This is a genomic window from Bosea sp. BIWAKO-01 (genome assembly GCF_001748145.1).
In the GTDB taxonomy this organism is placed as follows: Bacteria; Pseudomonadota; Alphaproteobacteria; order Rhizobiales; family Beijerinckiaceae; genus Allobosea.
The window spans coordinates 3,676,077-3,689,768 of sequence record NZ_BCQA01000001.1; the positions used below are offsets into that span (position 1 = coordinate 3,676,077).

At 65.4% G+C, this 13,692-nt stretch carries 12 protein-coding genes; 7 read left to right on the plus strand and 5 right to left on the minus strand.

Going from position 1 to position 13,692, the window contains the following annotated elements:
* Position 1 precedes the first annotated feature (1 nt).
* Positions 2-550, minus strand: coding sequence for a TRAP transporter small permease (locus tag BIWAKO_RS17055; protein ID WP_069879666.1), 549 nt, complete (start codon positions 548-550; stop codon positions 2-4).
* Between the two features lie 238 nt (positions 551-788).
* Between BIWAKO_RS17055 and BIWAKO_RS17060 the strand changes: the two genes are divergently transcribed.
* Both BIWAKO_RS17060 and BIWAKO_RS17065 read left to right on the plus strand, forming a co-directional pair.
* Positions 789-4,388, plus strand: coding sequence for a hydantoinase B/oxoprolinase family protein (locus BIWAKO_RS17060; RefSeq protein WP_069879667.1), 3,600 nt, complete (start codon positions 789-791; stop codon positions 4,386-4,388).
* Between the two features lie 32 nt (positions 4,389-4,420).
* Positions 4,421-5,116, plus strand: coding sequence for an SDR family oxidoreductase (locus BIWAKO_RS17065; RefSeq protein ID WP_069882569.1), 696 nt, complete (start codon positions 4,421-4,423; stop codon positions 5,114-5,116).
* A gap of 16 nt (positions 5,117-5,132) precedes the next feature.
* Here the strand turns inward: BIWAKO_RS17065 and BIWAKO_RS17070 are convergent, their stop codons facing one another.
* Entirely contained in the window at positions 5,133-5,747 is a 615-nt protein-coding gene (locus BIWAKO_RS17070) for a LysE family translocator (RefSeq protein ID WP_069882570.1), read from the minus strand.
* 91 nt (positions 5,748-5,838) lie between these two features.
* Here BIWAKO_RS17070 and BIWAKO_RS17075 point away from each other — a divergent pair, with 91 nt between their 5' ends.
* Positions 5,839-6,423, plus strand: coding sequence for a GNAT family N-acetyltransferase (locus BIWAKO_RS17075; RefSeq protein WP_069879668.1), 585 nt, complete (start codon positions 5,839-5,841; stop codon positions 6,421-6,423).
* Positions 6,424-6,429: 6 nt separating this feature from the next.
* On the opposite strand, the gene BIWAKO_RS17080 is transcribed toward BIWAKO_RS17075, so the two are convergent.
* Entirely contained in the window at positions 6,430-7,290 is an 861-nt protein-coding gene (locus BIWAKO_RS17080; RefSeq protein WP_069882571.1) for an alpha/beta fold hydrolase, read from the minus strand.
* Between the two features lie 93 nt (positions 7,291-7,383).
* Here BIWAKO_RS17080 and BIWAKO_RS17085 point away from each other — a divergent pair, with 93 nt between their 5' ends.
* The 3 genes from BIWAKO_RS17085 to BIWAKO_RS17095 all read left to right on the plus strand — a co-directional run bounded on the left by BIWAKO_RS17085 (position 7,384) and on the right by BIWAKO_RS17095 (position 11,197).
* Positions 7,384-8,070, plus strand: a complete 687-nt coding sequence (locus BIWAKO_RS17085) for a 4-hydroxy-tetrahydrodipicolinate reductase (RefSeq protein ID WP_371331988.1) — start codon at positions 7,384-7,386, stop codon at positions 8,068-8,070.
* Between the two features lie 311 nt (positions 8,071-8,381).
* A complete protein-coding gene (locus BIWAKO_RS17090; protein WP_176733343.1) occupies positions 8,382-10,025 on the plus strand; it encodes a methyl-accepting chemotaxis protein in 1,644 nt (547 codons plus the stop codon).
* Positions 10,026-10,105: 80 nt separating this feature from the next.
* The gene (locus BIWAKO_RS17095; protein WP_069879670.1) at positions 10,106-11,197 is read left to right on the plus strand and encodes an ATP-dependent DNA helicase; all 1,092 of its coding nucleotides are present in this window, start codon (positions 10,106-10,108) and stop codon (positions 11,195-11,197) included.
* Positions 11,198-11,215: 18 nt separating this feature from the next.
* Here the strand turns inward: BIWAKO_RS17095 and BIWAKO_RS17100 are convergent, their stop codons facing one another.
* Together BIWAKO_RS17100 and BIWAKO_RS17105 are read right to left on the minus strand one after the other, a co-directional pair.
* Positions 11,216-11,992 carry an anti-sigma factor gene (locus BIWAKO_RS17100; protein ID WP_069879671.1) on the minus strand — a complete coding sequence of 259 codons (777 nt, stop codon included), beginning with the start codon at positions 11,990-11,992 and terminating at the stop codon, positions 11,216-11,218.
* Positions 11,989-12,552, minus strand: coding sequence for a sigma-70 family RNA polymerase sigma factor (locus BIWAKO_RS17105; protein ID WP_074471571.1), 564 nt, complete (start codon positions 12,550-12,552; stop codon positions 11,989-11,991). Before BIWAKO_RS17105 ends, BIWAKO_RS17100 begins: the two co-directional genes overlap by 4 nt.
* Positions 12,553-12,753: 201 nt before the next feature.
* Between BIWAKO_RS17105 and BIWAKO_RS17110 the strand changes: the two genes are divergently transcribed.
* Entirely contained in the window at positions 12,754-13,557 is an 804-nt protein-coding gene (locus tag BIWAKO_RS17110; RefSeq protein ID WP_069879672.1) for a DUF4394 domain-containing protein, read from the plus strand.
* The last annotated feature ends 135 nt before the right edge of the window (positions 13,558-13,692 follow it).

Sequence of the window (13,692 nt, forward strand, 5' to 3'; positions counted from 1 at the left end):
TTCAGACCCCGCTCTGCATGGCGCGCTCGACGACTTCGTCGTCGCTCTGCGGGGGCGGCTTCTCATAGCGAGGTTCATTGCCGCGCAGGACGACATGAACGAACTCGTCGAGGAATGCGATGAAGAGGATGACCAATCCGCCGGAGAAGCCGAGTTGCGGAATCCAGAGCGGCATCGGCACGACACCGCCGGCAACGTCGTTGAATTCATAGGATTGCCAGGTCATCACCACAGCGTGCCAGGCGAAGAAGCCGGTGAAGCCGAGGCCGAGCACCAGCGAGAAGGCCTCGAAGGCCCAGCGCGTGCGGCCCTTGAAACGATCGATCAGCAAGCCGACCCGGATCATCTCGCCAGATTTGAATGTATGGGCGAGGCCGAGAAAAGCGAGTGCTGCCATGCTCCATGACGCGAAATCATCGCCCGCGGGAATGTTGAAGCCGATTTCACGTCCGATGGAGAGGCCCATCATCAGGACGAAGATGGCGACGAGGAAGAAACCGGCGGCATAGCCGGCGAAGAGATAGAGCTTGTCGAGGACTGCGCGGATCATCTGGCGCTCCGCCGCGCACGGCCGGATAGCAGCTTTGCCGTGCGGGGCTGACGGCGCATGCCGAGCCCGATTGCCAGGGTCGATCCTGTCATCGCATCCTCCCTCGACCGGCCCGGCCCCTCAGCCATGTTCCGGTCACAATTGCGATCGTAGCCGCCGAATTCGCCTTGTCAATATTTCATCGACGATTTATCGATGAATTGTTCAAACGACTTCGCGCCACGCTGGGGAGAGTGTCATGACGGCGAGCCATTGGGATTTCTGGATCGACCGCGGCGGCACCTTCACCGACGTGATCGGCCGCGATCCGGCAGGCAAGCTTCACGCCAGGAAGCTGCTCTCGGAGAATCCGGGCGCCTATCGCGACGCCGCCGTTCAGGGCATCCGCGACCATCTTGGCCTCAAGGTCGGCGAGCTCATTCCCGCCGGGCATATCGGCGAAGTGCGCATGGGCACCACGGTTGCGACGAACGCCCTGCTTGAGCGCAAGGGTGACCGTACGCTGCTCGTGACCACGAAGGGCTTCCACGATGCGCTCCGCATCGGCTACCAGGCGCGGCCGGACATCTTCGCCAAGGAGATCATCAAGCCCGAGCAGCTCTACGAGGCGGTGGTCGAGATCGCGGAACGCGTGCTGGCCGATGGCGTGGTCGAACAGGCTCCGGACGAGGCCGCGATCCGCACGGCGTTGCAGGCACAGTATGATGCCGGTTTCCGCGCCGTGGCGATCGCCTTCATGCACGCCTATCGCTACCCGCAACATGAGCAGCTCGCAGCGCGTGTCGCCCGGGAGATCGGATTTCCGCAGGTGTCGGTCAGCCATGAGGTCTCGCCGCTGATCAAGCTGGTCGGGCGTGGCGATACGACCGTGGTCGACGCCTATCTCTCGCCGATCCTCGGGCGCTATGTCGCGCAGGTTTCCGAAGAGCTCGACATCGGGCGCACAGGCGCCCGTCTGATGTTCATGATGTCGTCCGGCGGCCTCACCGCCGCCGAGCTGTTCCAGGGCAAGGATGCGATCCTGTCAGGCCCCGCCGGGGGCGTCGTCGGCCTGGCCGAGACCGGGCGTTCGGCCGGGTTCGACAAGGTGATCGGCTTCGACATGGGCGGAACCTCCACCGATGTCGCGCATTTCGACGGCGAATATGAGCGCGCTTTCGAGACCGAGGTCGCCGGCGTGCGGATGCGCGCGCCGATGATGCTGATCCATACGGTTGCGGCCGGTGGTGGCTCGATCCTGCATTTCGACGGCGCTCGCTTCCGCGTCGGTCCGGACTCCGCTGGCGCCAATCCGGGGCCGGCCGCCTATCGGCGCGGCGGCCCGCTCGCGGTCACCGACGCGAACGTCATGGTCGGCAAGCTGATCCCGGCCTATTTCCCTGCGATCTTTGGCGAGATGCATGACCAGCCGCTGGATGTAGAGGCGGTGCGCGCCAAATTCGCCATGCTTGCAGCTGAGGTCGGCGATGGCCGCAGTGCCGAAGAGGTCGCCGACGGCTTCATCCAGATTGCTGTCGCCAACATGGCCGAGGCAATCAAGAAGATCTCGGTGCAGCGCGGCTATGACATCACCCGCTATGCCTTGAACTCCTTTGGTGGTGCGGGCGGGCAGCATGCCTGCCTCGTTGCCGATGCGCTCGGCATCAAGACCGTGCTGCTGCACCCGTTCTCCGGCCTGCTCTCTGCCTATGGCATGGGGCTCGCGGAAATCCGCTCGACGCGGACGGCTGCGCTGGACGTGCCGCTCGATGCCGAGGTCCGGGCCGCAATTGCGGAGGTGGCCGGGCGGCTGGGCGCCGAGACGCGCGCCGAACTGATCGGGCAAGGTGTGCCGGATGGCGAGATCGCCATCCATATCCGAGCCCATATCCGCTATGCCGGCACCGATACGGCGATCGCGATTGCGTCCGGCGGCCGGGCGGAGATGCAGGAGGCCTTCCAGGTCGCACATAAGGCGCGCTTCGGCTTCATGGATGAGACCAAGGCGCTGGTTGTCGAGGCGGTCGAGGTCGAGGCCGTTGGCGGGGGCGCCAGGTTCGAGGAGGCGGCGGCGGGCGAGCAGGCCGGCGAACCGGCGGTCGCGGAACGCACACGCCTGTTCTCGAAGGGGCAGTGGCACGAGGCCGCGATCGTGCGGCGCGAGGCGATGGCTCGCGGGCAGAGCGTCGCGGGGCCTGCCATCATCATCGAACCGAACCAGACCGTCGTCGTCGAGGATGGCTGGAGTGCGAAGCTGACGGCCAAGGACCATCTCGTCCTGCACCGCAGCAAGGCGCTGGTGCAGAATGCCGCGATCGGCACCAAGGCCGATCCCGTCATGCTCGAGATCTTCAACAACCTGTTCATGTCGATCGCCGAGCAGATGGGCGTGACATTGCAGAACACCGCCTATTCCGTGAACATCAAGGAGCGGCTCGATTTCTCCTGCGCGGTCTTCGACTCGACTGCGAGCCTCGTCGCCAACGCGCCGCATATGCCGGTGCATCTCGGCTCAATGGACAAATCGGTCGAGACGGTGATCCGGAACAATCCCGTGATCCGGCCGGGCGACGTCTATTGCCTCAATGCGCCCTATAATGGCGGTACGCATCTGCCCGACATCACGGTCTGCACGCCGGTCTTCGATGCCGAGGACAGGAACATCCTGTTCTGGGTGGCAAGCCGCGGCCACCATGCCGATGTCGGTGGCGTGGCGCCCGGCTCGATGTCGCCGCTGGCGACGCATATCGAGGAAGAGGGCGTCTATATCGACAATTTCAAGATCGTCGATCAGGGCCGCTTCTGCGAGGAGGAGCTGGTCAAGCTGCTCACCGGCGCGCGCTATCCCGTCCGCAACGTCGTGCAGAACGTCAACGACCTCAAGGCGCAGATCGCCGCCAATGAGAAGGGCGTGGCGGAGCTGAAGAAGATGATCCGCTCCTTCGGGCTCGACGTGGTCCAGGCCTATATGGGCCATGTCCAGGACAACGCCGCCGAGAGCGTCGCGCGGCTGCTCGCCAAGCTGCATGATTGCGAGTTCACCTATCCGATGGATCAGGGCTGCGCGATCAAGGTGAAGATCACGATCGATCGTGAGAGACGCGAGGCGACGGTCGATTTCACCGGCACCTCGCCGCAGCGCGAGGACAATTTCAACGCGCCGGCGCCCGTGACCCGTGCGGCGGTGCTCTATGTCTTCCGCGTCATGGTCGATGACGCCATCCCGATGAATGCGGGCTGCCTGCGGCCGATCAGGATCGTCGTGCCGGAAGGCTCGATGCTGGCGCCGCATTATCCGGCAGCTGTCGTTGCCGGCAATGTCGAGGTCAGCCAGGCTGTCACCAATACGCTGTTTGGTGCGCTCGAGGCGATGTCGGCCTCGCAGGGGACGATGAACAACCTGACCTTCGGCAATGATCAGTATCAGTACTACGAGACGATCTGCTCCGGGTCGCCGGCGGGGCCGGGCTTCAACGGAACCTCCGGCGTGCATGTCCACATGACCAATTCGCGCCTGACCGATCCGGAAATCCTGGAGACGCGTTTCCCCGTCGTGCTTGAGGATTTCCATATTCGTCCCGCCTCCGGCGGCAAGGGCGAGTGGAATGCCGGTGACGGTACCTGCCGTACCATCCGGTTCCGCGAGAGGATGGACTGCGCCATCCTCGCCTCGCATCGCCGTGTGCGCCCCTTCGGCGTCAAGGGCGGCGAGGCCGGGCAGCTCGGCAAGACGATCGTTCGCCGGCTTTCCGGCGTCGTCGAGGAGCTGAAGCCAAGCGACCAGACGTTGCTTGAGGCGGGTGAAGCTGTGACCGTGATCACGCCGACGGCAGGTGGTTATGGAAAAGCGAAGAGCTGACGCTTAGGTCCTGTTCCACACGGGAGATGGATATGCCTCAGACCTGGATGATCACCGGCGCCAATCGCGGCATCGGCCTTGCTCTTGCTACCGCCCTGGTGGCGCGCGGCGACCATGTCATCGCTGCCGCGCGCGATCCGGCAAGCCCTGGCCTTGCGGAGCTCGTCGCCAAGCATAGCGGGCTCGTTACACCGACCGCGCTGGATGTGACGTCCGATGCGAGCGTCGCCGCTGCCAAGGCAGCGCTCGCCGACCGACCGATCGATGTCCTGGTCAACAATGCCGGCGTCTACGGCCCGCGCGACAAGCAGGGCGCGCTCGATATGGATTTCGACGCCTGGCGCGACGTGTTCGAGGTCAATGTCTATGCGCCGCTGCGCGTGGCGCATGCATTCCTGCCCAATGTCGAGGCCTCGCAAGGGCGCAAGATCGCGACGATCAGCAGCCGCATGGGCTCAATCGCTGGCAACCCGTCGGGCGCGCTCGCCTATCGCTCGTCGAAATCGGCCGTGAACATGGCCATGGTCGTGTTCGGCAACGCCGTGCGCGAGCGCGGCGTCAGTGTCCTGCTGTTCCATCCTGGCTGGGTGCAGACCGATATGGGCGGTGGTGGAGCCGATATCCCGCCAACGGAAAGCGCCGCCGGCCTGATCGGAACGATCGATCGCTCCGGCATCGCCGAAACCAACAGCTTCCGAACCTGGACGGGCGAAGCGATTGCCTGGTGAGGCCCGAGGCGGCGGATCAACTGGCGCGCGACGAGGCGAGCCAGAGGCCGCCGCCGATCAGGAAGCCGCCGCTGACCCGCGAGATGAGCCGCACGCGCTTCTGCGACAGGAACCGTCCGGCCCGCCCCGACAGCAGCGCATAGCCGCTGTCGCTGAGCGCGGCGAAGAGCATCGCGGTCACACCCATGATCGCGATCTGCGTGACGTGATCGCGGGCCGGGTCGAGAAATTGCGGGAAGAAGGCACCGAAGAAGAGCAGTGTCTTCGGATTGCTGAGTGCGACCAGGACGCCTTGCAGGAAGAACCCGCCGCGCGGTGCTCGGGCCTGTATGGCGCCATCCTCGACGCCGCCGGCCCGGAACATCTTCCAGCCTAGCCAGATCAGATAGGCGGCGCCGGCGAGCCGCACCCAGTCGAACCAGTGGCCCATCGCCGCGATGACAGAGCTCAGGCCGATGCCGACGATCGCTATCATGATCGCGAGGCCGAGCTGGGTTCCTGCCGCATTCAGGAGCCCGGCGCGGGCACCATGCTTCAGGCTGTTGGCGATGATCAGTGTTACCGTCGGGCCCGGCACGATGACGATGACGAAGCAGGCAACGAGATAAGCGGCAAAGAGCTCGAAGGACATGGCGGCAGTCTCCATCTCGAATGCTGAGTCATCTCAGTCCGGCGCAGATGAGTCGAGCCCCCTTGTTCCGCCACCGAAGGGGACAGGGAGAATGTCGACCTCCGACTTCAGAGTTTTGCCGCTGGCATTCGAGCACTGGCCGGATCTCGAGGATCTCTTCGGTCCCAAGGGAGCCTGCTATGGCTGCTGGTGCAACCATTTCCGCATGCCCCAGAAGCAGCGCCTGCCGCTCTTGGGCGAGGGGGCCCGGCAATTGTTCGAGGAACGGGTTCGCCGGGGGCCGCCGCCTGGCGTCCTGGCCTATGATCAAGAGGCCTGTGTCGGCTGGCTCCAGGTCGGTCCTCGGCGCGACATTCCCGAATGGAACAATCCGCGCCGCGCCTCGACGCCGCTTCCGGATGCGCCGGCCGAAGATGAGCGGGTCTGGGCGGCGTCCTGTTTCTTCGTCCGCAAAACGTGGCGGGGCAGGGGTGTCACGGCGGCGCTGCTCGACGGCGCCGCCGCGTTTGCTCGCGAGAGCGGCGCCCGCCTGCTCGAGGCTGCCCCCATGGACCATGAATTCAAGCGGAGCATCGAGGGCCTCTATGTTGGCCCCGAGCGGGTCTTCCTGCGGGCCGGTTTCGTCGAGGTCGCGCGGCAGAAGGAAGGCCGGCCGCTGATGCGGCTCGCATTGTGAGCGATTTCACGATTCGTCGAGGATGAAATTCCGGATCGTTGCGAAAGCGGCCTCTGGATTGTCGCCGACGATGCCGTGGCCGCAACCGGCGAAACGCTCGAAGCGAACCCATTCGGGCGGAAGGCTTGCTGCAATCGTCTCGCTGAAGGCAATCGGTGTGATGGGATCTTCCTCGCCCCCCATTACGAGGACAGGGCAATTCACCGTTTCCAGCGCAGCGCGAAAATCAAAGCGACCCTGTTCGTTGTGCGGGCCATTGAACCAGACGCCTGTCTCGTTGCGCGAGATGAGCCTTTGGATCCAATCACTCGAGCCGGTTTGCGGCTGCGCTTTGTAGAGCGGAAAGCAAATCTCGGTATAGGGCGCACGTGTCTCCGGCGCGGGCGCCGACCAGTAGTTCCGGGCGGCCTGACTGGCTCTTGGACCACCCAGACGCTCGAAGGCTGCGTAGACCGCCGGGAAATCGAACTTGGCGGCCGTGGAAATCAGGATCAGCTTGGCGGCATGCCCGGGATGGCGCGTCGCATAGGCCTGCGCCACGAAGCCACCGAAAGACGTGCCGAGAATGATCGGTCGTTCGATGCCGAGCGTGTCGCAGAGCACCTTCAAGTCATCGGCCCACTGGTCCAATGTCCAGCTCGCACGCGGGCCGTCTTCGCTGCGGCCGCAGCCGCGATGGTCGTAATAGACGATCTGGACGATATCGCTCAGCCCGGAGAACCCGGGTTTGTACATGCTGTGGTCGGCGCCTGGACCGCCATGGAGCAGGATCAGGGTTGGCTTTTCCCGCATGGCCGGGCCATCGGGCGCGAGCCCCGCACCTTCGATGTCGACATAGAGGCGCACTCCGTTGACAGTGACACGCATCGGTTCGATTCCCCCCAGCCTCATCGAGGCCTTGAACAGTAAGGGGCGGTTGATCGAACTCAATTGTTTCCAGCCTCATGTTGGGAGTTTCCCATGATCCGCATCACGCTTGCCGGTTGCACCGGCTGGGTCGGCAAGGCGCTCGTCGCCGCAATCGAGGCCGCGTCCGATCTCGAGTTGGTGGCGGGCGTCTCGCGCAAGGCGGCGGGCAGCGATCTCGGCGAGGCGGCCGGGCAGCCTGCGAATGGCAAGCCGATCTTTGCGACCGTGGCGGAGGCGCTCGCGGTGCCGTCGGATGTCCTGATCGACTATACCAAGCCCGACAGCGTGAAGGGCAATGTGCTGGCAGCGGTCGCGGCGGGGCGTCATGTCGTCGTCGGCGCATCGGGAATGACCGGCGAGGACTATGCCGAGATCGAGGCCGCTGCGCTCGAGGCCGGCGTCGGCGTGCTTGCCGCGGGCAATTTCTCGATCACCGCGACGCTGCTGCGCCGCTTTGCCCGCGAGGCGGTGAAATATGTGCCGGATGTCGAGATCATCGACTACGCCTCCGCGTCGAAGCCGGATACACCGTCGGGAACCGGGCGCGAACTCGCCGAAACGCTCGGTGCCGAACGTATGGCGGGAACCTCGAAGCCGGTCGCGGAACTCGGCGGTGCCCGCGAGACACGTGGCGCTGCAATCGGTGCGCCGCACCCGGTGCAGGTCCATTCGCTGCGGATGCCGGGCTTCGTCCTCTCCTGCGAGGCGGTCTTCGGCCTCCCGACGAGCGGCTGGTGATCCGGCATGATGCCGGCACGTCGGCCGCGCCTTATGTGGGCGGCACCTTGCTGGCGGCGCGGCGGGTTGCGGATCAGGCCGGGCTTCGGCGCGGCCTGGACAGCCTGATGGCCTGATCCGTTGGCGTTGCAGGTTGCTTTTCGCAAGCGAGGCGGCTTCGGCAGTTCGATCCATATCCGGCTAACTTATTGATTTTTATTGGGTTCCTCTGCTCGTGTTAACCTAACGTTCGTTCGCATCTGCGAAGGGAAGGGCGCGCTACGACGAGGGGGAACGCGATGCGGCAATTGGGGCTGACTGCGAAGATCACCATGCTGTTTGCGCTCATGGGGATTGCCGCAGGCCTCGGGCTGTTCAGCGCGGTTCGGGGCTTTGATGCGGTCCGTGAAATCGATCGCGACGCCTTCTCGAGCATGGCCTTGGTCAACCGCGCAGCGCTGCTCTCGAGTCGCGTGGCGCAGGCCTCGCTGCTCAGCCGTTTCGATGACGCAGTCACGCCGCGTGAGATCGAGACGGCGCTCGATTCCCTTGATGGAGCTGTCGAGCTGGTCGATGCGGCGCGAGCCAGCCTGATCTCTTCGTTGCCGGGCGAGCTGCGCGACGCCAATCCGACCTTGGATGCCCGGATCAGGACTTTCATTTCGTTCCAGCGCGACATCGTCACGATGGGGCGTGAGGTCTCGGCAAAGGCCGCACTCATCGAGGCCTCGGCCGAGGCGGCGCGCGAGAATGTCCGCCAGATCATCCTTGTCACGTCGAAGCTCGCCGATGGCCTCGACAGGCGCGCTCAGCTCGGCGCTGCAGAGGCTGCGGGGCTAGCCCACGCGCTGCGCCTGCGGGTGATCGCAACGGCAGTTGGCCTGCCGCTCGCCTGTGCGCTGCTGGCGATGTACCTGCTCAGGACCCAGCTCACCCGCCCCCTGCGCGATCTGATGGCCGCTATCGCCACTGCGACGGCGACCTCTGCCGTCATCGCGGTGCCGCATGTCCGGCGTCGCGACGAGATTGGGCAGCTTGCCCGCACCGTGCGGGCGCTGAGCGAAGTGCGGGCGACCCTGGTCACGCGCGATGCCGAAGCCGACCGGGCTCTGTTCCACCAGAACCAGCGAACCGAGGAACTCGGCCGCATCGCAGAGGAATTCGAACGCCGGATCGGTGCCCTGCTTCACGACATCGCCGTGTTGAGCGAAGCGCTGCGCACCGCACAACAGGATTCTGCGGTGCGGGCACAGCAGGTCTCGCAGAGCACGGGCACTGCCGCTTCCGCCGTCGACGGGGCGGGGTTGGAGGCGCGGCGCATCACCGAGGCGGCCCTGCACCTGGAGCAGGTGATCGGCCAGATCAATGCAGAGGTGCACCGGGTCTCACAAACGGCGACGGTGGCGACGCAGGATGCGGCTGGCACCTCGGGCCTTGTCCGGCGTCTGACCGAGAATGCGGGGCAAATCCGCGATGTCGTCGATATCATCGAGACGATCGCCCGGCAGACCAATCTGCTCGCGCTGAACGCAACGATCGAGGCGGCGCGCGCCGGCGTGCATGGCCGCGGTTTTGCCGTCATCGCGAGCGAGGTCAAGGCGCTCGCGGGCCAGACTGCCGACGCCACCGCGCAGATCGTGCGGCGCATTGCAGCGGTCAACGCGGCCCTGTCGCAGGCCGCGCAGGCGGTTTCGGGGATCGTCGCCAGCGTCGGTGCCGTCGAACAGGCCAGCACCGAGATCTCGACCATGGTCGCCTCGCATTCCGAACTGATGGGCTCGCTCGGGGACACGGTTGCGCGCATTTCGGGCGTGACGGAAACGGCTGCGGGCGCAATGGCGGAGATCGCAGAGGCGAATGCGCAGACTGTCGAGCAGGCCGGCCGGGGCGCGTTCGGGGCCCGCGACCTCGACGAGCGCATCGCGGCGCTGCAGGGCGAGGCGGAAGAATTCGTCAGGCGCCTGCGCGCCGCCTGATCCCGTTCTGTTCTTGCGCTTGCATTGCGCGAGCGACTCGCGCCTTTGTGCGGCATGGTCGCATATCGGATTCCTCCGCGATGAGCTGGTCGCCGCAACAGGATGCCGCGCTGAGCGCGGTCGCACGCTGGCTGCAGGCTGGCGAACCTCAGGTCTTTCGGCTGTTCGGCTATGCCGGCACGGGCAAGACGACGCTCGCGCGCCATATTGCCGAGGGCGTCGATGGCACGGTCGTCTTCGCCGCCTTCACCGGCAAGGCGGCGCTGGTGCTGCGCAACAAGGGCTGCGATGGCGCCCAGACCATCCACTCATTGATCTACCGCTCGCGTGGCGTCGATGAGGAAAGCCCGACCTTCGTGCTCAACCGCGAGAGCAACGCGGCCAAGGCCGGGCTGATCATCATCGACGAGTGCTCGATGGTCGACGAGGAGCTGGGCAAGGATCTGCTCTCCTTCGGCACGCCGGTCCTCGTGCTGGGGGACCCGGCGCAATTGCCCCCCGTCAAGGGCGGCGGGTATTTCACCGAGACCGAGCCGGACGTGATGCTGACCGAGGTGCATCGCCAGGCTGCGGACAATCCCATCGTCAGGATGTCGATGATCGTCCGCGAAGGAGGGCGGCTCGATGTCGGCGACTATGGCCAGAGCCGGGTCATTCGCCGCGATGCGGTCAATTCCGAGCTGGTGCTCGGCGCCGATCAGGTCCTGGTCGGCATGAACAAGACGCGCCGGCTTTACAATGCGCGCATCCGGCAGCTCATGGGGCGGGATTCCACCGTGCCGGTTGCGGGCGAGAAGCTCGTCTGCCTGCGCAACGACAAGAGCAAGGGCCTGCTCAATGGCGGCTCCTGGATCGTGCAGGAACTCAAGACCTCGAAGAAGGGCCTGATCACGATGCGGGTCACGCCGGAGGACGATACCGGGGGCAAGCCGGTCAAAGTCTCCGTGATGCCGAATTTCTTCGACGGCACCGAGGAAGAGGTGCCGTGGGAGCTGCGCAAGCACACCGATGAATTCACCTTTGGCTACGCCCTGACGGTCCACAAGGCGCAGGGCTCGCAATGGGATGACATCGTCCTCTTCGACGAGGCCTTCGCCTTTCGCGAGCACCGGGCGCGCTGGCTCTATACCGGCCTGACCCGTGCGGCCGAGACGATCACGGTGGTGGTGTAGCGGCAGACACCGCAGGGTTCACAGGGCCTGCGCCGTGGTCCCCTTGGCAATGATGGGGCCGGTAGGCCTCCCTGTCGGCGAGCCTGTCGCCGGCTCCAGCGTGATCTCGAAGAGCTGATCCTTGCCGAGCGGCAGTTGGTCCAGCCTGAGATGGGTCGAGCGGGCGCGTTCGATCAGCCCCACCGAGCGCGGACCCACGGCGCGGTCCCACAGTGTCCAGATTTCGAGGGCCTTGCCTTCGGGAACATGGATCGCCTGCAGCGGCACCATCTCGACCCTGCCGTCGGCAAAGGTGTTGACGACTGCTGCCGCGACGCTGGCCTCGGTCATCAACACTGCGACCATCACGGGCTGGCGCCTCGCCCGATCGAGGGCGTTCAAGAGGCCTGCAGCAAGAACGATTGTCGCCAGCGCGCCGGCGAGTGCAGCCCCGCGCCAGACGAAGAGGCTGTTCCACCAATCGGACAGGCGGCTGGTCGCCGCCGCGGCGGGGCGGGACGCCTGAACTGGTGCTGCGCTGCTCATGCTTGCGGGAGCCGCCTGCTGCGCGACGGTCGCCAGCTCGGTCTCGATCCGGCTCCATAGCGCAGCTGGCGGCTCGATGGGCGCGGCAGTGGCATCGATGGCCGCGAAGTGAACGCGCCAGCGCTCGACCGCTGCAGCGAGATCGGGATCGATCGCGAGCTGCTGGTCGAAGGCTGTGAGGTCGGCCCCCTCGATCAGGCCAAGCACATATTCGCCCGCCAGCGCGGTGCGCTCCTCCGGGCCGAGAGATCTGGTGGAGGAGGGGCTCATCCGAGGCACTCCTTGAGCGAGATCAGGGAGCGGCGAATCCAGGACTTGACGGTGCCGATCGGCATTTTGAGGCGGCCGGCGATCTCGCCATGGGTCAACCCCTGCACGAAGGCGAGCAGCACGATGCCGCGCCGCTGCGGTGGCAGCGTCTCCAGGCAGGCGCGGAGTGCCTTGGCATCGGACAGTTTCGACATGACCGTCTCAGGATCGTCCTCTTCGCTCGCGGTTTCCTCGGCGACAGGCATATCGGTGGTTTCCGTGCGCTTCTCATCCCGCAGGATCGAGAGCGAGCGGTTGCGCAGGATCGCGTAGATCCAGGTCAGGCCGGCACCGCGCTGCGGATCGAACCGCGTCGCATGTCGCCAGATCAGGACGAAGGCATCCTGCACTGCCTCCTCGGCCAGCGCGCGCCGCTTGAGCAGACGCTGGGCCACACCGATCATACGCGCGGCCTCGGCGTCGTAGATGCGCTTGAGCGCAAGTTTATCTCCGGAGGCACAGTCACGCAGCGCGGTTTCGATGTCCGTAGCCTTTGGCGGCACTACGGCGTTCATCGCCATCCCTGTCTCCTCCTCGGCGCAGCGCCCAAGGCGTGCGCGAATAGATGAATACGCGGCTCGGCCAGCTTCGGATGCGTCTCAGCTTTTTGTTTTTTCCTTCGCATCCGCCCCTGTGCCGCAAGCTTACCCAGATTGGGTGCCGCGCCAGATCAGGCGGCGAACAGCCCTCGAAACAATGCGACAGACGATTCGGAGGATAACATGCAGATTGCACGCGCCACACGCCTCGCGCTGATTGCTTCCACGATTCTGGGGGCTTCCTTCGCCGCGACCTTGGCAGCCCCCGCGGGAACCCTCGCCGCCCTGACGGGCGACGACACGCTGACAATAATCGATACGGCGACGCAGAAGGCGGGCAAGTCCATCAAGGTCACCGGCATGACCGGCAAGATCGCCGGCATCGATGTCCGCCCCGCTGACGGAACTCTCTACGCGCTGTCGACCGACGGCACGATCTTCACGGTCGATACGGCGAGCGGGAAAGCGACGATGAAGTCGAAGATGGATACCACGCTTGCCGCCGGCACCATGGCGACGGTCGATTTCAACCCGGCCGCCGACCGGTTGCGCGTCATTGGCGCCGACGGCACCAACCTTCGCGTCAATGTCGAGGACGGCAAGACCACGGTCGACGGCAAGTTGAAATTCGCCGAGACCGACATGCACAAGGGCGAGACGCCGATGGTCGTTGCCGGCGCCTATTCCAACTCTGTGAAGGGCACCAAGGAGACGGCGCTCTACGATATCGACGGCAAGATCGGCGGGTTGCTGAAACAGGCACCGCCGAATGACGGCGTGCTGGGCGCTGTCGGCAAGCTCGGCGTCACCGCGAAAGCGATCGCCTTCGATATCGAGACCGATGCGTCAGGCGCCAATACCGGCTGGCTGCTGGCGGATGGCACCCTGCATAAGGTCGATCTCGCAACGGGCAAGGCTTCGATGGTGGGCAAGGTCACCGGGCTGAACGGGCCGGTGCGCGACGTCGCGGCGCTGCCGGCGATGTAGGCAAGCGGGACCAAAACCGCCTCGGAGGGGCCGCCACGCCGCAGGGTGTGGCGGCCTTTCGATGCTCTATCTCGGCGCGCCGCGTCGGGGCATGCGATTTTTGCCATAGTTGACCCAGATGCTCGGCTTTGCCTG